This is a genomic window from Paenibacillus contaminans (assembly GCF_003285015.1).
Lineage (GTDB): Bacteria > Bacillota > Bacilli > Paenibacillales > NBRC-103111 > Paenibacillus_V > Paenibacillus_V contaminans.
In genome coordinates this window covers 42,086-65,781 of the sequence record NZ_QMFB01000036.1, presented here as the reverse complement: position 1 = coordinate 65,781, position 23,696 = coordinate 42,086, and the positions used below count along the sequence as shown (strand labels likewise).

17 protein-coding genes are annotated in these 23,696 nt (G+C 53.2%); 2 read left to right on the top strand and 15 right to left on the bottom strand.

The window, feature by feature from the left end:
- Nucleotides 1-114 precede the first annotated feature (114 nt).
- The 10 genes from DQG23_RS35900 to DQG23_RS35855 form a co-directional block, all read right to left on the bottom strand.
- Nucleotides 115-5,808, bottom strand: a complete 5,694-nt coding sequence (locus DQG23_RS35900; protein ID WP_113035864.1) for an S-layer homology domain-containing protein — start codon at nucleotides 5,806-5,808, stop codon at nucleotides 115-117.
- A gap of 348 nt (nucleotides 5,809-6,156) precedes the next feature.
- On the bottom strand, nucleotides 6,157-7,542 hold the full coding sequence (locus tag DQG23_RS35895) for an extracellular solute-binding protein (RefSeq protein WP_113035863.1): 1,386 nt from the start codon (nucleotides 7,540-7,542) through the stop codon (nucleotides 6,157-6,159).
- Between the two features lie 150 nt (nucleotides 7,543-7,692).
- A complete protein-coding gene (locus DQG23_RS35890) occupies nucleotides 7,693-8,586 on the bottom strand; it encodes an ADP-ribosylglycohydrolase family protein (protein ID WP_113035862.1) in 894 nt (297 codons plus the stop codon).
- A gap of 14 nt (nucleotides 8,587-8,600) precedes the next feature.
- Nucleotides 8,601-9,053: a macro domain-containing protein gene (locus DQG23_RS35885; RefSeq protein ID WP_113035861.1), complete on the bottom strand. Its 453-nt coding sequence runs from the start codon at nucleotides 9,051-9,053 to the stop codon at nucleotides 8,601-8,603.
- A 299-nt stretch (nucleotides 9,054-9,352) separates the two neighbouring features.
- Nucleotides 9,353-9,817: an ArsI/CadI family heavy metal resistance metalloenzyme gene (locus DQG23_RS35880; RefSeq protein WP_113035860.1), complete on the bottom strand. Its 465-nt coding sequence runs from the start codon at nucleotides 9,815-9,817 to the stop codon at nucleotides 9,353-9,355.
- 11 nt (nucleotides 9,818-9,828) lie between these two features.
- Nucleotides 9,829-10,260: a protein-tyrosine phosphatase family protein gene (locus DQG23_RS35875; protein ID WP_113035859.1), complete on the bottom strand. Its 432-nt coding sequence runs from the start codon at nucleotides 10,258-10,260 to the stop codon at nucleotides 9,829-9,831.
- Between the two features lie 43 nt (nucleotides 10,261-10,303).
- Nucleotides 10,304-10,726: an arsenate reductase (thioredoxin) gene (arsC, locus tag DQG23_RS35870; protein WP_113035858.1), complete on the bottom strand. Its 423-nt coding sequence runs from the start codon at nucleotides 10,724-10,726 to the stop codon at nucleotides 10,304-10,306.
- Nucleotides 10,727-11,163: 437 nt separating this feature from the next.
- Complete coding sequence (locus DQG23_RS35865; protein ID WP_113035857.1) at nucleotides 11,164-11,502, bottom strand: ArsR/SmtB family transcription factor; 339 nt, start codon at nucleotides 11,500-11,502, stop codon at nucleotides 11,164-11,166.
- 24 nt (nucleotides 11,503-11,526) lie between these two features.
- On the bottom strand, nucleotides 11,527-11,865 hold the full coding sequence (locus DQG23_RS35860) for a DUF1801 domain-containing protein (protein WP_113035856.1): 339 nt from the start codon (nucleotides 11,863-11,865) through the stop codon (nucleotides 11,527-11,529).
- A gap of 209 nt (nucleotides 11,866-12,074) precedes the next feature.
- Nucleotides 12,075-13,925, bottom strand: coding sequence for a glycerophosphodiester phosphodiesterase (locus tag DQG23_RS35855; protein ID WP_158560875.1), 1,851 nt, complete (start codon nucleotides 13,923-13,925; stop codon nucleotides 12,075-12,077).
- Nucleotides 13,926-14,162: 237 nt separating this feature from the next.
- Between DQG23_RS35855 and DQG23_RS35850 the strand changes: the two genes are divergently transcribed.
- Complete coding sequence (locus tag DQG23_RS35850; RefSeq protein ID WP_113035854.1) at nucleotides 14,163-15,389, top strand: DUF2157 domain-containing protein; 1,227 nt, start codon at nucleotides 14,163-14,165, stop codon at nucleotides 15,387-15,389.
- A complete protein-coding gene (locus tag DQG23_RS35845; protein WP_238178200.1) occupies nucleotides 15,382-16,047 on the top strand; it encodes a GDYXXLXY domain-containing protein in 666 nt (221 codons plus the stop codon). Before DQG23_RS35850 ends, DQG23_RS35845 begins: the two co-directional genes overlap by 8 nt.
- A gap of 122 nt (nucleotides 16,048-16,169) precedes the next feature.
- Here DQG23_RS35845 and DQG23_RS35840 read toward each other — a convergent pair whose 3' ends face one another.
- The 5 genes from DQG23_RS35840 to DQG23_RS35820 form a co-directional block, all read right to left on the bottom strand.
- Nucleotides 16,170-16,697 carry a VanZ family protein gene (locus DQG23_RS35840; protein WP_113035853.1) on the bottom strand — a complete coding sequence of 176 codons (528 nt, stop codon included), beginning with the start codon at nucleotides 16,695-16,697 and terminating at the stop codon, nucleotides 16,170-16,172.
- Complete coding sequence (locus DQG23_RS35835) at nucleotides 16,694-17,665, bottom strand: M15 family metallopeptidase (RefSeq protein ID WP_113035852.1); 972 nt, start codon at nucleotides 17,663-17,665, stop codon at nucleotides 16,694-16,696. Before DQG23_RS35835 ends, DQG23_RS35840 begins: the two co-directional genes overlap by 4 nt.
- Nucleotides 17,666-17,751: 86 nt before the next feature.
- The gene (locus DQG23_RS35830; RefSeq protein WP_113035851.1) at nucleotides 17,752-18,846 is read right to left on the bottom strand and encodes a sensor histidine kinase; all 1,095 of its coding nucleotides are present in this window, start codon (nucleotides 18,844-18,846) and stop codon (nucleotides 17,752-17,754) included.
- Nucleotides 18,839-19,537: a response regulator transcription factor gene (locus tag DQG23_RS35825; protein WP_113035850.1), complete on the bottom strand. Its 699-nt coding sequence runs from the start codon at nucleotides 19,535-19,537 to the stop codon at nucleotides 18,839-18,841. The genes DQG23_RS35830 and DQG23_RS35825 overlap by 8 nt, the downstream gene beginning before the upstream one ends.
- Before the next feature lie 786 nt (nucleotides 19,538-20,323).
- On the bottom strand, nucleotides 20,324-23,686 hold the full coding sequence (locus DQG23_RS35820; protein WP_113035849.1) for a glycoside hydrolase domain-containing protein: 3,363 nt from the start codon (nucleotides 23,684-23,686) through the stop codon (nucleotides 20,324-20,326).
- Between the last annotated feature and the right edge of the window lie 10 nt (nucleotides 23,687-23,696).

The window sequence follows — 23,696 nt, the reverse complement described above, 5'->3', positions numbered from 1 at the left end:
GATATACGTGGGAATTTGCCTGCTGGCATGTTACGGCTGACCGCTGGCCGATTCGATCACGAAGAAGAACCTCCATCCCGCATCGTTTGCGGTGTGGAGGTTCTTTCTTGTAACTCACAGTTTGTTATAAATCCGGTACAAGATTACCGCGGTTTCCGCTCTTGTCGCGTTGTGAAGCGGATTGACGGCTTTCCCGTCGCCCTGGATAATGCCGGCGCTTGCTAGAGCCGCCAAGCTTTCCTTCGCGTAACCGGCAATTTCCTCATGATCGGCGAATCCGTTCAGCTCGGCTTCGCTTCCCTTCGTCAGCGTTACTCCCGCTGCGCTCATCGCCCTATCGATAAAGGTCATCATATCTTGCCTTGTAATGAGAGCTTCCGGCGCGAAGCGTCCGTCACCGGTTCCTTCGGCGATGCCAAGCGCTTTCGCCGCTGCGACCGCATCGTAGTAGTAAGCGGAGGAATCGACGTCAACGAAGGTGGCGTCCTCGTCCGCCTTCAGCTCGAGCAAACGCATCAGCAGAAGGACCAAATCCGCTCTCGTAATCGGATCGGACGCCCCGAAGACGGAAGAAGCTTTCCCCTCGACGATACCTTTGGCCGCCATCACCTCAATAGCGTGCTCGGCCCATGAGAACTGCCCGGCGTCTGCAAAAGCTTTTGGCACGAACACAACGCCGTACAAGCTGAAATGGCTGGTCGTAAACGTGACTCTGCCTGTTGCTGCGTCATACTTGCCGTTCGGTACGGCAAACGCGCTGCCTTCTTCGTCAATATACCAGACGGTAATAAGCTCGCTATTTCCCCGTTCCTCTACCGAAGGCGTATACGGTATGGATACGGTAACGCGCGCATCCTTACTGCTCCAAGGAATATCGCGCTCCCCCGCTTTCAGCCCGAGCCGGACGACCGGACGGTCTCCGACGGCCTCCCGCAGTTCGGCGTCGAAGGCGGATTTATCGGCCGGAGCGATAACTAATGTAATCGCATCGGCGTCCGCATTCCCTTCCGGAAGCATGTTGCCTGGTAAAATGACGCTGCCCAGCGGCGTATTCACTTCAATATTCCTATCCGCGGAAGAGCCGGTCAACGCCTGGGCCGGCAGCGTCAAAGCATACGCCTCGGCATCCAGCGGCTCCGAAAGGGTCCACGCAAGCTTCTTCGTTCCATCGGCGGCCGCAGCTGCAGCCGCAAACGCCTCATTAAACATGGCTTGCGTCACGATGGCTGTCGCAACACCGGCATCGTCGACTTTCACCGGAAGAACGGTTTCCTTCGATCCATTCGCAGCAGGTGATGGCGTTGATGATTGCCCCCCTGTATTCGACGTCGGCATTGGCGACGGTGTACCCGTTCCCGGCGTCGATGTCGGCGTTGGCGACGGCGTTCCCGTTTCCGGCGTCGATGTCGGCGTTGGTGTTGGTGTTGGTGTCGGTGTCGACGTCGGTGTCGGTGTCGGTGTCGGCGTCGTCCCCGGATTCTTATCGCTAATGGAAATCCGGTTCATCAGCGTTCTGTTGTCGCGCGGCGAGTAGTACAAATGCCCGTCGGCTCCGAGCGTGAACGCTTCCGAATCGGTGAAATATTTAAAATCGAACGTGACCGTTTGAATCGCAACGAGCCTGCGTCCCAAGAACATATACAGCAGCCCGTCATCCGACCATACGGCGTTATAGGAGCCCCACTGTCCCCAGGATCCGTCTTGAGGGAACAGATTTTTGTACTTGATCAGCTTCATCGTATCGGGGTCCATCGCAAAAACGATTCCGTTCACGCCGCCCCACAAAAGCCCGTCAGGACCGATCGTCAGTCCCCCGATCGCCTTCGGCTCGGTTAAGCCCGGAATATTCAAGGCGACCTCCGTTATTTTCTGTTCCTTCTCGGTATCCCAAACGAACAGCTTCGCTTCTTTCGCGGTCGGCTGCGAGCTCAATCCGCCGTTGACGCTGGTGCCGCCATAAATTTTGCCGTCCTTGTAGGCCAATGAGATAATGCTCTGATCCTGCACGATGTTGCGGAAAACTTTATGGGACTTCGCCGGATCGGACACCGACGGATCGTAAACCGTTATAGCGCCGCCCAGCGCTCCGTAGTCCGGAATCGTTCCGACGTATATTTTGCCGTTGGCAACGACGCTGTCGCCTGGCCGGTCCTGCTCCTCGCCGAAGTTGAACAAGTATTTCGGATTGCCGTTTCCGGTTGCCTGCTGCGGATCGTACACATAGAATTCCGATTTCGGATAAACGCCGAAATAAATTTTGCCGTCAAGCGGCGTCACGCTTCCCGCCTGCCCCATGCCGAATAATTTGTTCGTTCCCGAGACGATGTCATATTCGCTTGCTTTTGATGCCTGCATGCCGGTAATGTAAATTTTCCCGTTCGGCCCCGGCTCGAAAACATGCGTGATAGATGCGGACGGCGGCAGCACATTCGGATACGACTTGACCGTCTTTGTTTGCGGATTGAAGAATACGATCAGCCCGCTGAAATTCATCGTCACGATGCTTTTGCCCGGCAGCTCCGGATCGTCGACCTCCACCCAATCGGCGCCGCGGAAGCCGGTGTTGTACACCATTCCCGATTCTTCCACCTGACGGGTGTTCACGTCAAACGTCATGATTTTCTGGTTTGCGGGGAAGTAAATTTTTCCGTCCAGCGATTCCTTCGCAATATGCAGCCCGGACGAGCTGTTCTCGACTGCGACTTCAAGCCATTGACTGGCTTCAATGTCGTAGATGTACCTTTTCTTCGACGTATCGAATCGTACGATCAGAAACTTGTCGTCCACGACGTCGGTATCGTAAGCGTAACCCTTCTCGTTCAAAACGCCGCCGATTTCTTCCTTCTCCCCGGTCGTTACGTTCAGCTTGTAAACCTTCGCCAGCGAGGTTCCGACATACACATACCCTTTGCTGTAAGCGATAGAACGGGCGTATTCCTGATCGATGATTCCCATCAGCCGTCCGTAGTCTCTGCCCAGCTTCGTGATCGGGTCGTATTTCAGCACTTTGCCGCTTGGGCCCGTCGCAATGTAAACATTGCCGTCCTCATCAATATCGATGGCCCAGAAAACATTTTCGGAAGCGTAGGTAAATACTTTGCTCGCTTGCTTCGTTACAGGCGAATACGCCCATAGCTGGGAGCCGGCCGCAATATAAACCGTGCCGTCGGGAGCGATCTTATGGCTCCAGGCGTCTCCACCGTCCGTAAGCGGAATGCTGCGGAGAAGCTTGTAATCGTCGAGATCGACGACGTGGAACATCGGCGGAATGCCTTTGACCGTCGTGTACATGACGTTATGTCCGTCTTCTTTGCCCGCAACCCCGTCGAAGAGTCCTACGGTATCCGCGATCGGCGCTCCGAGAGGCTCCGCCTCTCCATAAACTTTGTCGGACAGCTGTACGCCGATATCCGTGCCGATTCGCAGTAAAGCGACCTTATCCCTTGAAGGATGATAGGAGCCGTTCATCGAAGATTCGTTAGCCAGGACGAGCCAAGCCTCGCCTCCGCCGCCGGTCGCTTTAAATGTAATTTCGGCGATAGCCGTATCGCCGTTTACGGTATTGGCGCCCTGCTGCACAGCATCGATAGTCAGCTTCCCGCCATTGTCGGCGGATGTAACGGCGGCCGCGCTTCCCGCGAATTGTCCCGCCGGCTGCACTCCGACAACCTGCAGCTTCGATTTGTCATAGATGATTTGAGCGCTTACGGAAGCAAGCTTATTCGCCTTTGCCGCATTCAGGCCAACCGTAAATTCCTGCCCTTCGGACAGCTCCGCGGGCGCGGACATGTCCAGCACCGCCGGCGTATTGTCCGTCTCGAACGCGATCGCCATTTCATCATAATAAGCTGTGGCGATCGAGTAGCTTGTCGTGTAGGCCATTAAACGGACGCTTTTGGCGTTATCCGGCGCAACCACCGCAGATGTGGCGACGTCCTGCCACGTATCGGCCGGGAAGCCTTTTCCCGTTTCAAAATGATTCGCCTGCTCGGCAACCTGGTTGCCCAGCGCATCGTAGAAACGGATATTCAAGCTGGCCGTGCTTTCGCCTTCCACAAGCAGCTTGGCCTTGCCCGTATAAATAACTCCGGGGACGGCATCCAAAGGATCGCTAATAATCGCAACGGACTTATCTCTGAGCTGGTCGGTAATTTTCAGGCTGTTATTGCCTGCCGCTTTCTTCGAGCCCGTTATTTCATATTGGAATCCCGCGCCCGTTTCGGCAAACACCGATTTCCAGCCGGGGATTTTGCCGCCGGCGAGCGGCTCCTCGAAGCCCGGATTCGCCAGCGCCAGCTTCGGCTCAGCAGGCGTATCCTTATAGGCGATAGCCATATCGTCGAAATAAGCCGCGGCGATCGCATAAACCGTCGTGTAGGCGAGCAACCGCACATATTTCGCATTTTCCGGTGCTGCGGCCTCCGGCGTCGCGACATCGCGCCATACGCCAGCCGGGAAGCCCTTCGAGCCTTCCGAATGGATCGGATACTCCGCGATTTGCTTATCGTTCTCGTCGTAGAACCGGAGATTCAAGCTGGCCGTATGGGATGCGTCCTCGATAAAGATTTTCGCTTTCCCCGTGTATCTAACGCCAGGCGTTACCTCCAGCCGATCGCTTATCAAAGCGACCGATTGGTCCCTAAGCGTATCGGTAATTTTTAAGCTATGTCCTCCGGATGCGCTTCGGCTGCTTGTAATTTCATAGGTATAACCTTCGCCGGTCTTCGCAATCGCGGAGCTCCAGCCCGGAATTTTCCCGTTTACGACAGGCTCCTCGAAACCGGGGTTCGCCAGCGCCAGCTTCGGCTCGCCAGGCTCCGGCTGCACGATTGCCGCATTGTAAAGCTGCTCCTGCAGCACGTAAGCGGTTTCGTTCAAAGTCACTTCTTTGTCCAGCTTCAGCCAAGTGCCGCCCTCGCTGCCCGTCACTTTGAATTTCAGCTCGGCAACCGCAGAATCGGCATTTATCGGCGTTCCGTTAAGCGCCGCGTTCACTTTAACCGTTTCATTATACACCGACGCTGTAACGGAAGCCCCCTGACCGGCAAAAGCACCGGCTGCAATAGCCTCTACGAATTGAAGCTTCAGCTGATCATATTGAATGTCGACGCTAGCTTGGCTTAAACCGTTAGCCTCCGCTGCACGGAGCGTTACCGTAAATTCCTGCCCCGGCGACAACGACTGCGGAACGGAAAGCTCCGGCTTCGCAGGCACGTTCGTCTCGTCGTATGTAATCGCCATGTCGTCGTAGTAGGCGTTAGCGATCGAATAACTCGTCACGGAAGCCATGATTCGGGCTGTCTTCGCATTGGCGGGAGCGGCCGTTTCTGGCGTCGTTACATCCTGCCACTGGCCGACCGTAAAGCCCTTCGACCCTTCCGAATGCTTCGATTGCTCCGTAATCATTTTGCCCGCTTCGTCATAGAAACGAATGTACAAGCTGGCCGTGCTTGCCGCGTCTTCGATCAAAATCTTGGCTCTGCCGGTATACGGCACGCCGGAAGTCACGGCGATCGGATCGCTGAGAATCGCGACCGATTTGTCTCTGCGCTGGTCGACGATTTTCAAGCTGTAACTGCCTGACGACTTCTCGTCGTCTGTGATTTGATAATTGAAATCGCTGCCCGTCTCCGCGAATACGGACGTCCACCCGGGAATTTTACCGCCGGAGAGCGGAGCTTCGAATCCCGGATTTGCAAGCTTCAGCTTCGCTGTAGCCGCCTGAACAGGCGTTCCATGAATCATGAAGGCGGATAAAATAAGTGTAAAAGAGAGCAAAAGCGCTATACCGCGTTTCCATTTACGCATAAGGTTGAAATACTCCTTTCATAAACCGAATGATTATGTAGAGGCATACTTAGGGAAAATATGTGAACCGCCACCTCCCGCCAATTTATTTTCTATGAACCAATCACGATATGCAGTTCATATCTAGTTCTCGAAAACAATATAGTTCACACTGAAAGCGATGTCAATAATCATTTTCTACATACTTGATCAATTTCCAGTTCACACGCAGTATACAATGAGATATATGCCCTCCGGCCCGTTACCGAGATTGAGAGCCGCTTCCACGATTTACTTTCCGATATATGAAGGACAAATTTCCAAGACAACAAAAAAAAGAATGCTTTCGCATTCTTTCGACGGCTGTTTTTATTGAGTTACAGGCGACATCAACGTCTCCAGACGGCGGCAAACGTCATCTTCCCGCTCCAGTTTGGACCAGTACATTTTAAGTTCGCTGTTCATCATATCGAGTTCGGCGGGCGTTATATGAAGATCCGTAACGTATTTGAACGTCGGGATAATCTCGCGGTACATATGATATCTGCTCGGATGCTTGACGCTGCCCTGCCCGCTCCATTCCGCCGCTTGGATCAGGCTTGGAATGCTGTGGGAGTTTTGCCTGACCGAGAGCTGCGCCGGATAATCCAGCAAATAATCGATCAGCGTCCGGACGGCTTCCTTATGCTCCGACTTGCGGTTGATGCCGAGCCCGATGGCGGACAACAGCGAAGCAGGCTGCTCGAAATACGGCAGAGGGGAAATATCGAAAGCAAAGCCTTTGTTTTGAATATAGTTCAGGCTGAAATAAGTCGTCATGATCATCGAAACCTTCTCCTGAGAAAACAGGAGCTCCGCATCGTTGGTGCCTTCGGCGAAAAGAGAAAGGAAGCTGCCGCTGTCGATCAGCTCTCTGCAAAGCGCCAGCGCCTCCTGCAGCTTCGTGCCGGCAATGCGCACAGCGCCGTCCCGTTCCGCTCTGAATTTGGCCCCCGATTGCAGCAAGAAAACCGGCCATCGATTCAGCGAGAGCAGATAAAAATAAAACCCGAACCGGCCGCTGCCCTCCGACAGCTGTGCCGCTGCCGTCAGGAAATCGGACCAAGTCCAGCTGCTGTCCGGCTCCCGCATGTTTTTGGCCGCAAAATGATCGCGATTATAGCAAAGCACGACCGGCGAAAAGACGAATGGAACGGCATACTGCCGCTTTTCGCTGACGAACGCGCGGTGAAGGAACGGGTATAGACCGGACGGCGGATCAATGGGCTCAAGCCAGTCCAGATTATCATTTTCGGCAAAATGGCAAAAATCGTTCTGATTGACTGTAAATGCATCCAGCATGCCGTTATGCAAACAATCCATAATCGATTCGTGGTAGTTGACGAACGGCAGCGCCACCGTTTGCACGCGAATATGCGGGAAGGCAACATGGAACTCCGATAAAATGCGGTTCAAGCCCGTCTGCTCCATTACGCCCGAGTAACATCCGAGCCGAATCGTCACTCCCCCTTGAACGGCCGGAGCGCATACGCGCGTCCCTACGCAAGGCACCTTTTCGATCAGCTTTTCCGCAACGAGCATGTCCAGTCCTTTACGCACCGAATTTTTGCTCAGCTGATACCGCTTGCCGAGCTCCACCTCCGAAGGTAGAAACGAACCGACGGACAGTATGCCCCCTACGATTTCGTCCCTTAATCCGGCGACCATTGTATCCATCCGTTCGCGAAATGTAGTTCGGTTCGGTTTATTCGACATGGACTGACCCTTCCCGTTCATTAGTAGTATTTATCTGGTTCACAAAATAGTATCTCGATTAATGCCGAAATTGTCAATCGTTCCTTTTCGCTCCTGAAACGCGCCAATGCATCACAATCCTTGCCGGCGGGAGTTTCCGTCAATCCGCTTCTATTCAATTGCGCTTCCCTGCAAAGCCGCTCTTTTGGCAACAATCCTCTCCGAAAGGTCCGTTAACTGCTCCTTGATCAAAATACGCTCCGCATACCGCCGCGGAATTTGCTCGTACCCGTAATAAATCCCGGCAAGACCTCCGGCTATCGCGCCGATCGTATCGGAATCGCCCCCGAGGTTGGCCGCTTTCTGCACGACCTCCTCAAATGAAGCCGCATGGAGTAAAATATGAAGCGCCCAGCGGAACGAATCCACGACAAACCCGCTGGGCTCGCAGTCCGGCGTCTCTTCGATTTTGCCTGCGTAGAGAGTGCCCCCGACTTCGGCATGAATCGCCGCCACAAACCCCTCCCCATTCAGCAGTCTACGGGCGATTTTGCAGTAGATGACGCAGGCTTCGCTCGAGAGCTCGTCGTAGTGGGTCATTTTCGATTGCATACGCGCCTTCGCTTCGATATCCGCGAGCTGCGGGTACACGAGCGCTACCGGCAAACAGCGCATGAGCGAGCCGTTTCCGGCGCTTCGGCCCAAGTCCAAATCGGCCAAGAAAGAAGCCTCGAACCAATTGCCGTTATAGTTGCGGAAAGCTTGGCGAATAATGTTGCCGATATCCTTCGGATTGGAACGGTACCATTCCAAAAACTTAATGCCGATGTCCGCCATCGGCTGCTGCGGATTCGCCAAAATGCCTTCCGCGACGCAAATCGTCATCATCGTGTCGTCGGTCACTTCGCCGGGCTGCAGCTCCCAAACGCCCCCGCCGATGATTTCGGTTACATAACCGTGCTGCCGTTCGATTTCGCCGGTCGACATAAATTCCGTCGTGCCGCCCAGCGCATCCCCGACCGCGACTCCGAACAAGCCGCCCTTTATCCGATCCTCTAGACTCATGCCGGTTCCTCCTTTTAGCCTCCGTAGCGGTATAACGTAAGCGGATAGTCGCTGAAGATGTCCTGCAGCCTGTTTTCCACTACATGCCATTCCCCATTCGCCAGCCCGCAGCCGATCATGTACGGAAGGGCGCAAGCCGCCCCCGTTTCCTGCGCGTATTCCTTAAATGTCCTTAAAGCGCGGCTCAGCGCCTCGTAGTCCGTGTAACGTTTCGCCTGCCGTCCGTAATGCAGCTGCCCGAACAAATTGGCGACGATCCGATTATCCGCTTCTACGAATTGGCAGTCGCCCAGCAGCTGTTCCGGCTTTTGCGCTCTGCAATACGCTGCGTACGAATCGTAAACTTGAGGATAGCGGGCTCTGATCTGTTTCGCTATTCCCGATCCCATCGCTCCTTGGCAGTTTACTTGGTGCCCGATCAAATATTCCGAACCGGCAAGCAAATCCCCTTCCACAATCTTGATCATCGTATTTCCTCCGATTGCTCCGCCTGAAAGCGGCAAAAGCTCCTTATTTTTGAAAGCTCAGAAAAAGGAGCTTAACTGACCTCAAGCGTTTTTAATATAGTCATTATGACATTATTAAAATCGCAAGTCAACTCCTAAATCCAAAAGCAATAAAATTAGGCTCCGTAATAACTGCACATCGTACATAACGAAATTCCGACAAAAAATCCGCCCTCCATTCGCACAAACGGAGAGGCGGATTTATTAATGATTCGGATTCCAGGGCCGGATACACGCCGCCGGCGTTGAAACACATTAAGTTATTTCTTGTACGAACCGAACTCCACTTTCACCGGGCCGGCGGGCGGCGCGCAGCAAAGCGAGAGATCGAGGGCTTCGCCTGCCGATTCGAATTCGGAGTCCTCCTTCGTATAAAAGATCTCCCACGCGTTTCCATCCGGATCGTAAACCCACACTTTGTCCTGCACGGCATAGCAGCAAGTCGTGTTCATCTCGTCGATCAACAGCAGCCCGGATTGCCGCAAACGCTCGCCCATTGCCAATACGTCTTCCGTATCGTCTACCTGGAAGCCGAGATGATTCAGCACACCTTTTTTCTCGAACGGGCGAACGTTTAACGAAAAGTGCAAGGCCGGAGAATCCAGTTCGAATTTGGCATAATTCTCTTTGATTTTTGTCGGCTCCGCCCCGAAAAAGCTGCGATAAAAATCCAGCGATTTCTCGAGGTTCGTACAGTTTACGGCAACGTGCATTCTTTTGATCATACGATCGCTCCTTAGGGGTACAGTTTCTGCAAAGCTTCTTTTTGTGCCGGCTTGACGTTAAGAATGGGACGAATGCATTTGGCCAGCCGTTCCGCCTCCTCGATCGTCCCGCTTACCCCCAGCTCGATTAGCGTCGCAACGGCAACCGCACCGGTACGCCCTCGGCCTCCGTTACAATGAAAAGCTACCTTCTTGCCTTCCCGGTAAGCTTTCACGACTTCGTCTGCGGCTTGTTTTAGCAGCGCTTCTTGGTTGTCTACGGCATCGTCGCCGAGCGCAATTTTGATCCACTCCACATCGGCCCCCGCAAAAGCGCACTGATTCGCTTCTCCCCGTAAATCTACAATGACTTCACATTGCTCGTTCTTCACTACTTGCTCAACGTCTGCCGCACCGCACATAAAGATCTTATTATCATGCAGAGCCTGATAAGATTTTTCCATGCCGATCCCTCTCCCCTGAAATTTTTTTTTAACGGATCATTCCCTACTTGCCTTCTTTGACGAACCGCTCGATCCGGTCTTTAATGTTATCCCTGACGGCGCGAAACTTGCTCATGATTTCCTCTTCCGTCCCCGCGGCTTTCGCCGGATCGTCGAATCCCCAGTGCCATTTGACAACGTTTTTGTTCGAAATGACAGGGCAATGCTCGTCAGCATGGCCGCAAAGCGTAATGACATAATCAGCGCGATTTAAAATCTCGGGATCGATGACATCGGACGAATTGCCGCTGATGTCGACACCTGCTTCCTTCATCGCTTGAACGGCTCTCGGATTTAGCCCGTGCGCTTCCAATCCGGCGCTTCTTACCTCGTATCGCTCTGCCCCAAGAGCGCTTAGAAAACCATCCGCCATTTGGCTGCGGCAAGAATTCCCCGTGCAAAGGAAGTAAACCAGTTTTTTACTCATAGTCGAATCTCCTTTGATTTGTACCTCAATGGCTTCCTTTCGATTGCTTTGGCTAAAGACTTCGGCCATCAGGCTTCGGACAAGATTTCCGATACATCTGTTAATGATTATATAATTAACTGATTATATTTTAAAGAGCTTAAAATGAATGTTTTGTAAAAGCTCAGCACCATTCTAGTGCAAATATGGCTGGATCAGCAGAACACTCGCACTATCCCGAACTTTCCCGAACTCGCCTGCCCTAGCCCAAGCCAGCCCCGGCTTCTCCTCTTTCCTAGCCCCCACTAAGCGGGAAACAAGGATAAACGGCTTCGCCGTCCTTCTGGACGAGCGCGTTTACCGTTGAAATACAAGCACTTAATAGGTGTCACATATAAATTCTTGTATTTAGAAAAAGACTGCCGATCAAGCCGGCAGCCTCAGCCGTGAAACGGCCGTTATCCGTTATCCCCAGGCGGTTTTCCTTCTTTCTGAAGCTCTTGCAAATAAGCGTCCAGCCGATCCAACCGGTCTTCCCACATGCTGCGGAACGATTCCAGCCATGTATCCATTTCCTGAAGCGGCTCCGGCCGCAGTTTGTAAATCCGGCGATTTGCGACAGGATGCACTTCGACGATTTTGGCTTCGTTGAGAACTTTCAAATGCTTGGAAACTTGCGGCTGCCGAACATGAAGCCGATCGGCGATTTCCCCTACGGTAAGAGGGCCGTCACGAAGCAATTCGACCATTTGCAATCGGTTGGGTTCCGCGAGCGCGCTCAAGGTTGCCGTATTCATATGTTCCCCCTCCGATCCGTTTCTTTAGAGAGAGCTCGATGCCTGAACAAGAAGCTGCGCCAGCAAGTCGTAGTCGGGCGAATCTCCTTCACGGATTTTGAGCCATTTCCGCTCGGGAGGGCCTTCAAACCCCTTCGGGACTTCCAAACCGGCTGCATTCATAATCATAAATGCTATGGCGTCCTTGGAAGGAGAAATCACCGCGGCATAATGCCCATTCTTTAAAAAATGCGGCTTTTTGTATTGAATCCGTTCCGTTGCCTCCGGTATGGATTCAAGCACCATTCGGCGAAGCCGATTGCAAACGTCAACCTGCCACGGCTGATTTAGGCCTTCGATAAATGCGGTAACCTCTTGATTCATAGCTTCTTTGCCCCTCCTGCTCACATTTTGATTTTACATAGGTTTGATGTTGTCGGGTAACTTCCCTACCGTTAATCTGCAATGAAACGGATTTCTCTACTATGAATGTATCGGGTAAGGAATATTCCAGTCAAGGAATTTTGTTGATTCATGGAATTACTTGCCGCTTAGCCATGTTTACCTCAAGATTAAACCCCAGTCGTGCCGCATCAATAGGACATCCGGTCCAGCCAGTCGAACAGCGCATCGAAAAAAGGATCCTCGCTCGCCCTTACGCCATCGGCGACAAGCAGCGCTTGCTCCGGCTGGTCCGTTACGATACCGTCCGCCCCCATGCGGAAATAGCGCTCCATCGCAGCAGGGTCGTTGACCGTCCACACGTAGATCCGTTTATTCAGCGCCTTGGCGGCGGCAATGACGGCCTCGCTGACCCGGTACTCCTCCATATTGAAAAAATCCGCCCCCGTCCGCTCCCACCTCGGCGTACCCGCAAAAAGAATGTAACCGACCTCCAAGGACGGCTCGAGCGCTTTAACCTGTCGAATGATATCGCCGTTCAGCGACTGCACGACGCATTGTCCGGTCAAATCGTAGTCGCGAATGACGCGCACGAACGTATTCACCAAATCCCGCTCTTTCCCGTGCGTTTTTAATTCGATATTCAGCTTGATCCGGCCCTGGGTCAGCCGAATGATTTCCTCGAGCGTGCTGATCCGCCCGGTGAACGGCCCTTGCCTCACTTCCAGCTGCCGCAATTCGTCCATCGTCAGATCGAATACCTCGGCGTTTTTACCGGTCAGCCGCTTCAAATTCGTATCATGAATGACCGCAAGCCGGCCGTCCTTCGTCTCCTGAATGTCGATTTCCGCATAATCCGCTCCCACATCGATCGCCCCTTGTATCGCCTCGATCGTATTTTCGACGCCTTTGGCCGTATAGCCCCGATGCGCCATCACGACAAAATCGTGATCCGTGAAAGCCTTGCCCCCGATAGCAGGCGCCAGCACCAGCCCCGTTGCAAAAGCGATAAGCAGCAAAAACATAAACAGCCTGCTCCGGTGCGGACGGAACATCCGGCGAATGTGCGGCGTCGAATTCCCATCAGCGCGCCACTCGGGAAGCTGCAGTACGGAGCGGTGAGACTCCGTTTTCTCGATGTACAGCCTTGTCAGCGTCGTGACATACAGCGGCATGATGAAAATCGTCGAGGCATATGTCGATACGATGAACGTTTTGGCCAGAATGGAACGGACGAAGCCGCCCGTGCCCGTTTCCCCCGCGATTAACGAATGAGCTACCGTCACGACAACAAGCAGCAGCAGCGTAGCAAGAACGACCACGACGAAAAACACGAGCAGCGTGATGCCCACGACCACGGTCATTTTGATATACGACTTTCTCATTACCGCCGCGCTTTGCTTGGCAGCCTGCCGAAACCCAGCGATGCCGCCGATGACGAGAGCGTGCAGAGAGAACGTCCAGCGGATGTTGAAAAAAAGCAGAACGGCAAGCCCCCCCAGGTAGAGCAAGGTGCCGCCGCCGGTTTTGTACAGCTCGCCGGAAATGAAATTCGGTACGGCGAGCGTCGGCAGCAGCGAAGCGCCCAAACCGGGGTTGAGCAGCGGAAGAATAAGCAGCAAGTAAAGCGCCCAGCCGGCAAACCCGAACGTGAACAAAGAGGGCATGCTGCTCAGAGCCTGCAGAAACGCGCGAAGCAAATTCGTTCGCACCCGATGCTGGCCGAGGTACGAAATGATAATCAAGACGGCGAATTCGACAAAAATAAGCACCGTTGCGGTCGGCACCAGAAGCGCCATGCACAGCAAGCCGTATTTGCTCATGAAAAAACGCAGCAGCTCGTAATTGGTCGCTCCCGCGAAGCCGCCCATGCTTAACAGCTTATGAAACACGACGGAAATCGTCGGTATAAAAATAAAAAAAGTGAGCGCCTTGTAGAACAACTCGAACATCATCACTTCACGAAACGTGAAAGTCATCGTTCGAAACACGTCTACGATCAGCTTATAAAAAGGCGATTTCGCGCGATTTCCCTCACGCATGCAGGCTGCACCTACTTCGTACTTGATAGATCCCGGACGGGAACGACGGTTCCGGTTGGTTTCACCCGACGACCGGCCTTTCGCCGCTACTTCCCATTGTCGCATTCCCAGCCTCATTTTTCCAGTATTCCGAAAATCCCCGCCGCGTCAGGCATGCGCAGCTGTTCCGGTACTATACCAAGTTAGTACTTTAAGGTTTGCCGGAAAAGCATATACTGAGAGTAAGGGGTGATTGAAATGTCACACAAATGGTTGAAAAAAGAAGCGCCCGTCTGGGTGCATAAGGAAATTATCACGCAGCAGCAGGCGGATAAGCTGTTAGCGCTTTATAAGGACGAGAAGCCGGCCGTCGGCATCCTGCCTTTGCTTGGCAGCTTGCTGGTCGGGCTCGGCATCCTCAGCTTTGTCGCAGCCAACTGGCAAACGATTCCCCATCTCGCAAGGTTTGCCGTTATCGTGCTCGCCATGCTGGGCTTTTATGCCGCCGGCGAACGTTTTATGCGGCGCGGCGACGACAGGCTCGGACTCGGACTGATCGCCGTCGGGCTGATCAGCTTCGGGGCTGGCATTTTCCTCATCGCGCAAATGTTCCAAATGACCGCTTCCAATGCCGGCTCATTCGTCATTTGGGGATCGGCCGGCGTGCTGCTGACGCATATATACCGTTCGCGGTTTTTGTTTTTGCTGTCGGCTGCGATTCTGAACGTCGGCCAGTTTTACAGCCTCAGCAATTTCGGAACGTTCAGCTTCGTCGCCTTCCTCGTGCTGATGATCGGTTTGGGCTACTACTGGTGGCGCAACCGCAGCGCTTGGCTCGCTTGGCTGCTCGGCCTCAGCGCCATGCTGCAATCGGCGTTCCTGATCGCCGAGTTCGACTTGAACGGCAGCTTGTACATGATTCCGGTTATGATCTTGTATGTGCTCGGCGATTGGATTCGCACGCGGGATACCGCTTATCCGCTGCAAAACAGCGCGCTGACCGCCGCCTTCGTCACCTGCTGCGTCGCCGTTATGGTACAGGATGACGGACGTCTCTTCGGCTTCACCGCACTTGAACGGACGCAATCGATCGTTTTCGTGATCGTCATGGCTGCCCTGCTCGCCTTGTCCGCGATCGCCAAAAAGCAGCAAGGCCGCCTTACAAGCGGCTTCGAATGGCTGCTGCTGCTCCCTTACTTTTATACGGCCGAGGCCGCCAGCTTCCTTTATCTGCTCGCCCTTTGCTTCTTCTCGTTATGCGTATTGTGGCGGGGCTATGCCGAGGAATCTCGGTTCAAGGTGAACCTCGGAACGGTGCTGTTCTTATTCTCGGTGCTTCTCGCTTACGTCAAGCTCGCCTGGGGCTTTATGGATAAATCCTTGTTCTTCTTGGTAGGCGGCATCCTGCTGCTCGGCTTAAGCTGGTACTTGAACCGCCGAAGACGCCGTTTTCTGGCGGAGGAAGGAGCGGAACGACATGACTGACAAAAAACGCATAGACGGCAATGACGGCAGCAGCAGCAACAGCAATGAAACGATGCGGCGCTCCTACGGGCTCCCTATCGATGCCGTTAGCGGCGGCGGCGGTACAGGCTCGCCGGCGGCCGGCGAAAGGCGGCGTAAGCGCAGAACATTACTGCTCGTGCTGCTGGCGGCAGCTCAAGTGCTTTTCCTGAGCGGACTGCTCGTTACGAATTATGCCGTAGGATGGTTCGGCAAAGAAATTCAGCTGAAAACGGCGCCGATCGATCCGCGCGATCTATTTTACGGCGACTATGTGGTGCTGAACTATGAAATCAGCCGGCTGCCGAGCGGCCTTTGGAAAGGCGAAGGCGAGCCCGATCGCCAAAAGACCGTATACGTCCTCCTGCGGCCATCCGCCGCCAGCCCGGAAATATATGAAGCGGCCGGCGTGTATCCCGATAAACCGGCGGCTGCCGGCGATGAAGTCGTCATCAAAGGCCGCATCGACTATTCATGGGACAGAGAAATCAACCTGCGCTACGGCTTGGAGCGCTTCTACGTACCGGAAGGCACCGGCAAGGAAATCGAGGAGCAGCGCGCGCTGTCGACCGTGCGTGTATCCGTCGCACCATGGGGCCAAGCAAGAGTGAACGGGTTTGTCGATGAACAAAAGCCGTGATACGATCGCGGTGAAGGATAAACGGCTACCGGCGTCTTTGACGCTCGCGTTTACCGTAGGTTTAGAGAAGCAAAGAGCAGCCGGAACCGGAAAGGTTTCCTCGCTGCTCTTTTTGACAGGTCCTACGATTCTTGCTTTGCAGAAACAAGCCCGTCGCTCGTTCGTCTGCCGAACAGCGAGTAGATGCCGAATCCGATCATGCCGCCCGATGAATTGAGCAGCAAGTCGTCGACGTCGAACGTTCCGATTGATAGTATCGCTTGGGAGCTCTCCAGCATTAAACTTAGCAGAAACGACAGGAAAAATACTTTTTCCAGCGACACGTTTTTCTCCCCATAAAGCACAGGCACAAATATGCCGAACGGGATGAATATGTAAATATTCCCCGTGAAGTTATTAAGCTGGAACAGCCCGAGATTGTGTAAGCTTCGAACATCACTCGATATTTGCTTGAACGGAATGAAATTAGACGATACGGAGAGACGGTTCAGCATCGATCCGGGGTTTTCCAAATGGTATAGGAACTGATGCAGAAGAAACTTCCCTTCGATCGGGCCGAATTTAAACAGAATCGCCTTGACTAGGAGATACAGGTAAACGGCAAAAAGTGCCGGAACGACTATGCTTCTGATAATACTCGTTTTTTTCATTTGGCGCCCTCCGGGTAGACCGTCACAATGATTCCATCCGTATTGTTGCCTGAAATTTCATAGCGGCGGTTGGCGGGAACCTGGGCAGTCGTATTTTTCGAAACCGTATAGTAGGTAATTTCGTATTTTTCTCCGTTTACCGACACCGTGGTGCTTTGTTGTTCCTTGAGCAGATCCAGATACTCCTCCAGCGTTAAATTCTTTTCCTGCATAATCGCGCTGTGCGGCAGCCCTACATACCGGAAATGCCAGGGCTCGTACTGAATGCCCGTAATCGACGTTTTATCCTTCGGATACCGCAAAATAAACCCGTGCTTCCAAGCGTTCTTTTGCAGCCACTTTCCTTCGGCAGCCTGGCTCATCTCTTTCTCGGACGACCCGATATCAAGCGACAGTCCCAGATTATGCTCGCTGTGGCCGGCAGGCAGCGCGTAGGCGTCGCCCATCTCCAAGTACAGCTTGCTCTGCTCGATCGCATTGCGATAGCCGCTGCTAATCAGGAAATGGTTTACCTTATCTTTGGCGGCAGCCTGTATCATCTTCTGAAAAGCTTGAGCCACGCTTTTGGACAATTGGATTTTCGTATCGAGCAAGCCATAGCCCTCCATAAGATCCTTATGCTGATAGAGAACCACAATGTCGGATTTGATTCCTTCTTCGCGTACAGGATACTCCTTGTTTACAAGCAGCAAATTTCCTTTATATACTTGATCTTTAGCAAGCTTAATCGTTTGCCGGTTGTCCCCCGGGTTTTTCGTCGGACTTTCCGAAGGCTTAGCCAAATTCCCGGCCGGCTTATCCGAGGGTTTACCCGATGGCTTTTCCGACGGCTTTCCCGCGACCGTTACCGTTCGAGCTTCGTTATCCGTTCGACTCCATTTATTGTCAGCGACCTCCGCTTGCTGCCTGTAGACCTCGTAACCAACCAGCAGCGCAAGTACGGCAAGCACAAAAAACCACTTCTTCATCTCCAGCATCCTCCTTACCCCTATATAACCTAGGATAGGAAAAACTGTTTAAAAAGAAGTGGGGAATTGTTAAAATTTTTCTTAAATTATTGCGGCAGCCGCACCTCGAACAGCGTACGGATCTCATTGCTTTGTACGGAAATCGTACCGTTGTGCTGCTCCACGATATTTTTGGCAATAAATAAGCCGAGTCCCGTGCTCCCGCTTTGATGCGTTCTCGCCTTGTCGCCTGTATAAAACATCTCAAATAAACGAGGCAGCTGCTCCGCCGGAATGCAGTGTCCGTAATTGACCACTTGAATAACCGCTTCTCCGCGGTCCGGATCATGAAAGCCGTTGATATCGATAAACTGGCCGTCGTTTCCGTAACGAACGGCATTGGTCAAAAGATTTTCGAATACGCGCGCAAGCAGCTCTCCATCGCCATGAATGTTCAGATGGGAGCTCACATTCATTCTCGCAGTCAATTCGTTTTTCTCTAGTGCGGGGTACAGCTCCTCGTGCAGCTGAATGAGCAGCTCGCTCAGATCGATCGGTTTTTTGTCGACGGTGAGCATGCCGTAGTTCATCCTCGTGATTTCAAAAAGCTCGTCGATCAGCTTCTCCAAACGCCGCGACTTCGCGAATGCGATGTTCGTATAATGCTTAACCTGCTCCGCAGTCAGTTTATCGTCCTGAAGGATGAAGTCCAAATAGCCTAAAACGGAAGTCAGCGGGGTGCGCAAATCATGGGCCAGGTTCAAAATAAGCTGATCCTTGCTGCTCTCGGCGAAATCTCCTCTTTCGACCGCCTTCTGCAGCTTCTCGCTGGCCAAATTGATGTCCTCCGCAATATCCCAGAACTCGTCATTCGATGAAACGTGCACCCGGTTCTTGAAGTCTCCGTTGGCAAGGTGGTGAATCCCGTTCGAAATTTCCCGGAAATACGCGGCGTAAGGCTTGGTCAGAAAGAAAAAAAACAAGAAGGCCAGCGGGATAAAAAATATAAGAAAAAAGTTAATATCCCCAACGCTGTTTATCATGGATCGATAACGAGCCAAGGGGTCCTCGGCCAGGACGTTCGAACGATAATACAGCTGAAGCGCTTTATAGAGCGTAAAAGTGACCGCGCCCGACAGCAGCATGCTCAGACCGAACAGCAATATCATTTTGAACCGGAAGCTTCGCAAAATATTAGCCATTGAACGTATATCCCACCCCCCATATGGTTTTGATGAATTTATGCTTGTTCTTATCTTCTCCGAGCTTTTTGCGCAGGGTGCGGATGTGCACCATCACGGTATTGCTGTCGTTCTCGTAGTACGCTTCGCCCCAGACGTGCCGGAAAATATTTTCCACGCTGAAAACCTTCTTCGTATGCTCGGCCAGCAAAAGCAAAATATCGAACTCCTTCGGGGTCAGCTCGATCGATTCGCCGTATAAAAACACGTTTCGCTGATCCGGATAAATGGTCAGACCTCCCGCTTCCAATACAGTCGTCTGGACGGCGGGCGGCTGATTCAGCTGTATATAACGGCGCAGTTGAGCGTTTACGCGAGCGACCAGCTCCATAGGATTAAACGGCTTGGTCATATAATCGTCCGCCCCTACCACAAGCCCCGTTATTTTATTCAAATCGGACGTTTTGGCACTCAAAAAAATGATCGGCATATGATACTGCTCCCGAATTTGCCTTGTCACCTCGTAGCCGTCCAGCTTCGGCATCATAATATCCAGAATCGCCAAATCGACCGATTGCGTTTGAACCGCCCGAATCGCTTCCTGCCCGTCCGATACTTTGATAATGCGGTACCCTTCTTTCTCCAAATGCAGCTCGATCAAATCCGCGATCTCCGCCTCGTCGTCCGCCACCAAAATGGTGATGCGCTTCATCCATATCCAACTCCTATTATTAGTTCACTCCCTCCATTGTACCCGATTATGACGGGAAATCGAACCTGGACGAGATTGACCCTCGGAAAACCTGCTGAACCTTCTTTTCAGGCCGACGCATTCAAAGCCGGTGGATTTTTCCGCACTACGTGCGGCTACCGGCGAGCGTTGCCCGATGCGCACTGCCCGGTCTTGCGTCGGCTGTCAAGCCTCACTCGGTAAAACCGGCGGAGTCCGCAACTTAGTCGGTTGCCATCCATCCTGCAGAGCTTTAGAAGAAACCTCTATGCCGCCGATGACTTGTGTCCTGGAAAACTAGTGAAAAAAGGACAACCGTTAATAAGGCAACCCTCATTTCCAACCGTAAACCAGTATTCTGGATAGATAATAAGGAAAACGAACTAGTAATGAAGCAAGCCTTTACAAATCTCTCGCCGCTAAACCCATGTTCTGGAGGCATAATGAGGCAAATGTAACTATTAGTAAGGCAAACCTTACTATTTCTCGCCGTACACCTATGATTTCGAAGCATAATGAGGAAAACGCAACTATTAGTGAGGCAAACGAAATTGATAGTGTTGTTTGCCTCATTAACGGGCGGGAACGAGCATTACCGGTGGAATAGTGAGGACAGCCTCATGAACAATAAGGTTTTCTACACTAATCGCACTATTGTTTGACTCACCAATACTTCCCCGTTTCTCCTCTCAAAAGTACGACAAAAAAGAAAGCCGGCCCCCAAACTGCGGGATCCGGCTTTCCATTCCAGCTTCAGTTATACGCCGTTCATGGGAACACTACATCCGCAACGTAAGGCTTTCGGTTCTGCAGATTGTCCCAAACCGACACTTTCACTTTGTACTTGTTCGCGTTCTTCGGCAGCTCGAAGCCGGCTTTGAATGTTTCCTTCTGTCCCGGCTGGAGCGTTTTCACGACGACGGAGCGGTTTTCCACTTTGTTCTTATGGTCGAGAAGCTCGACGACAAATGCAAGCTCCTTGGCTTTGGCATACCGGTTCTCAAGCGTAACGCCGGCGAGGACGGAGTCGCTTTTCTTCAGCTCCTGCAGCATTTTCGTTTCCATCAGATCGGTAAACTTGTACTCGCTCGCCGCGATTTCTCCTTGAGCGGCCCGCGGCGCATCCGGCGATAAAATAAACTCGGCCCAATTTGCCGTCGTCGCGCCGTCGTCCAGACCGAACGGCGTAAACCCGAGTACCCCGTACGCTCTCACTCCGTTTGTCATATCGTCGTCATTGACATGGGACGTGATGCCGATCGTTTTTCCGCTTGCCGCCGTAACCCCGATTGCCGACCATGGAATCGCCATCTCCATCGTGTAGCCTGTCGGCGTCCGCTTCGATTTCTGCAAAATGCCGGATGTAGACGGGCTCGAAGCGCCGTTCAAAAACACTTGATTATCGTTGAATCGAACCGTATACTGAGGCGCATGCTCGTTTCGCGGCCCTCTGACATAATCGCCGTCGATGAAAATCTCGACGCCGTCGTCCTCCCATGGAGTGGCTCCGTGAGAAGGATCCCTCACATCGCCGTCCTCAATCTCGAAAGAGGCATACAAATATTGGCTGTTCCAGAGAAGTCCCAGCTTGCCTTTGTTATCCGTCGCCCCGAACGCCGTATAATTGTACTCCAGATCCGTCTGCCACACATCCTCGTTCAGGCTGCCGTCAATTGAAATATCGGAGACATTCGTTTGATAAACGTAATGATAAGACAAGTCCTGAGAAGGCAGCTTTTCGCTTGCAAGGAATCTGAAGTTGTCAAAATAAAGCGTTACGGGTGCCGACTGCTTCCACATCCACAGCTCGAAGCCGGCCATATTCGTTTTGTCGACAACTCCGATATTTACCATCGGGATCTGCACTTTTTTGCTCGCCTTCGGTCCAACCGTTGCGGTCGTTCCGTCGAATACGCCCCCGTTCTCGTCAAAAAACTTGATATACAACAGCTGCGGCATCTCCTCGTCGTTGTACACGTCGAACTCCAGCATATTGTACTTGGACCAGTCGGCGCTGCGGAAGCCGGTTCCCGCATGGAACAGCTTCATATTCGGAAAATCGACGTTTGGCTGATAAACCGCTTTAAGCGATTGATCTCCCTGCGCGGCGTGATCGGCGGACCTGCTCAGCTCCACGTTCTCCAGCGTCCAGCGATCGACGTCGCCGGACGATTCCGCATCAAGCATCGGTACCACATACTGCACCGGCGCAGGCGCAATCCCGATCAGACGAATCGTCTGGCTCTTCTCCACCCCGTTAGCCGTAACGCTCAGCTCGACCGGATTCACGCCGATTTGCAGATCGAACGTTTGCGCGTAGACGTCGTATTGCGGAAGCTGTTCGGACGGCTGTACCGTTTGGCCGTTCAATTGCACCGCAGCATTCTTAGCCGCATAGACGGTAATCCGCTGCTTCAAATCCTCCAGCCTCGTTACTGTAAACAATACCGTCGGATCCTGCTCCAAAGCGACGATCTGCTCGGCGATTTCGCGGCGCACCTGCAGAAGCTCCTCCGGCCGCTCGTTATAGGTCGATACGGATTTATACAAACGATCATAATACGTCTTCATCGCCGCGTCCACATCGAACGACGCTAGACCAAGACTGGCGGCTGCAGAGCGCATCCGGTCCTCGATCGTCCATAAATATTCGTAGTCCTCCATCCCTTCGCGAATCGCCTCGATCCGGATCGTCGCTACCGGGCCGTTAATCCCTAATTCTTTGCCGGGATACAGAAGGAAACCGTCACCGTTCGCACCGGGGAAAGCGAGCGGATCCTGCCATACGTTCCGGTCTACATATTGCGTACCGTTATACTTGCGGAAAATCGTCGTAGCCCAGAACAAGTTGCCTTCCACTTTATTCTCCCGCTGCATCCATGACAGCAAGCGGGCTCCGAGCAGATCGTCGTCGATATGATAGGACGGATACGGGTGCTTCGGAATGACGCAGGTATACCACCATACGTGATCGCCGGCCGCCTGACGGGCTTGCGCGTAGTCCTTATCATACAGATGGAGCAGCGGGGCCCAAGTATTGACATAACCCTCAAGCAATGCGTTCGGCTCCTTCGTCACCACATGCTTGACGTCGGGCGCGATTTGGGTAAGCTCCTCGGACAGCTGGCGCACGAGAGGATATTTCTCGACGGGCGGCTCGTCGATCAAACCGCCGAGATAGAAGTATCCCTTCGAAAGCCAGCCTTTCTCGCGCAGCTTGTCGACCAGCTGCTTCGTTTTGGGCAGATCGTTCTCATAGTAAGGAATGCGGAAGCTGTTCACCTTCGGATTCGACAGAAACCGTTCCGCTTGCGCTATGTACTGGTCGACATCGCCTGAAGGGATCGGAAGATCGTCAGGCGGCAAACGGTATTCCGTTTGGAACCAGTAGTAGTTTTCGAGCAGCTGCCAATATTCCGGCGTGTTCGGAGCTACATTATGATAGTAGGCGACTTGATCGTACCAGATCGCGAACGCAGATTGCGTATGGCCTTCGTCGCTCAGTTCGAAATCCCAGACGTTGAGCGTCAGAGGCACGTCAAATGAGACGCCCTGCGCGCGAACGGCGACATTCCCGCGGTACATGCCCGGCGGCTGGTTTTTCGGCACTTTGACCGTCAGCCAAATGCCTTGGTTTTGGCCGAGCGCCACATCGAACGCCTCGTTCGTTCCCATCGGAACCAGCGCGTCGGGATACCATCCCTTCGGATAAGATCCGGACGTTACACTCGTCACTTCGACGTAATGCTCCTTGTAGAGACGTACGTCTTCCGCGGGAATTTGCGCGTCTCCGCCGTCGCGGACAAGCGCCGTCGTTTCCACCGTCACTCCGGTTAACGCCGCATCGTTCGCCCGCACGATGATTTGCCCGCTTTCATACTCGTTCTTGGCGGCTTCCAAATCAACCGTTTGCTTTGCGCCTTCCTCCGGGGCCGGCTGGCTGCGGAGCACCTTCTCCGTATTCGTCGGCACCCACAGCACCGCCGGTCCGGAGGAATAAACCGCTGCCGTCACGCTCCCGCCTGTCGTAGATGCACCATCCCCTGCCGCATTCTGCTCGGCGGCCGCGGTTAAACCGAACGGCATGGTCAGCACCGCGGCCATCAGCAGCGATACCCATTTCTTTCTCATCCTTTCATTC

Excerpts from the sequence above, each read along its gene's own strand:
- DQG23_RS35840 (WP_113035853.1), bottom strand. The coding sequence starts at position 16,697 with ATGAAAAAAACGAGTATTATCAGAAGCATAGTCGTTCCGGCACTTTTT.
- DQG23_RS35845 (WP_238178200.1), top strand. The coding sequence starts at position 15,382 with ATGACTGACAAAAAACGCATAGACGGCAATGACGGCAGCAGCAGCAAC.
- arsC (WP_113035858.1), bottom strand. The coding sequence starts at position 10,726 with ATGAGTAAAAAACTGGTTTACTTCCTTTGCACGGGGAATTCTTGCCGC.
- DQG23_RS35880 (WP_113035860.1), bottom strand. The coding sequence starts at position 9,817 with ATGATCAAAAGAATGCACGTTGCCGTAAACTGTACGAACCTCGAGAAA.
- DQG23_RS35825 (WP_113035850.1), bottom strand. The coding sequence starts at position 19,537 with ATGAAGCGCATCACCATTTTGGTGGCGGACGACGAGGCGGAGATCGCG.
- DQG23_RS35865 (WP_113035857.1), bottom strand. The coding sequence starts at position 11,502 with ATGAATACGGCAACCTTGAGCGCGCTCGCGGAACCCAACCGATTGCAA.
- DQG23_RS35830 (WP_113035851.1), bottom strand. The coding sequence starts at position 18,846 with ATGGCTAATATTTTGCGAAGCTTCCGGTTCAAAATGATATTGCTGTTC.
- DQG23_RS35835 (WP_113035852.1), bottom strand. The coding sequence starts at position 17,665 with ATGAAGAAGTGGTTTTTTGTGCTTGCCGTACTTGCGCTGCTGGTTGGT.
- DQG23_RS35855 (WP_158560875.1), bottom strand. The coding sequence starts at position 13,925 with ATGCGTGAGGGAAATCGCGCGAAATCGCCTTTTTATAAGCTGATCGTA.
- DQG23_RS35900 (WP_113035864.1), bottom strand. The coding sequence starts at position 5,808 with ATGCGTAAATGGAAACGCGGTATAGCGCTTTTGCTCTCTTTTACACTT.
- DQG23_RS35890 (WP_113035862.1), bottom strand. The coding sequence starts at position 8,586 with ATGAGTCTAGAGGATCGGATAAAGGGCGGCTTGTTCGGAGTCGCGGTC.
- DQG23_RS35820 (WP_113035849.1), bottom strand. The coding sequence starts at position 23,686 with ATGAGAAAGAAATGGGTATCGCTGCTGATGGCCGCGGTGCTGACCATG.
- DQG23_RS35895 (WP_113035863.1), bottom strand. The coding sequence starts at position 7,542 with ATGTCGAATAAACCGAACCGAACTACATTTCGCGAACGGATGGATACA.
- DQG23_RS35875 (WP_113035859.1), bottom strand. The coding sequence starts at position 10,260 with ATGGAAAAATCTTATCAGGCTCTGCATGATAATAAGATCTTTATGTGC.
- DQG23_RS35850 (WP_113035854.1), top strand. The coding sequence starts at position 14,163 with ATGTCACACAAATGGTTGAAAAAAGAAGCGCCCGTCTGGGTGCATAAG.
- DQG23_RS35860 (WP_113035856.1), bottom strand. The coding sequence starts at position 11,865 with ATGAATCAAGAGGTTACCGCATTTATCGAAGGCCTAAATCAGCCGTGG.
- DQG23_RS35885 (WP_113035861.1), bottom strand. The coding sequence starts at position 9,053 with ATGATCAAGATTGTGGAAGGGGATTTGCTTGCCGGTTCGGAATATTTG.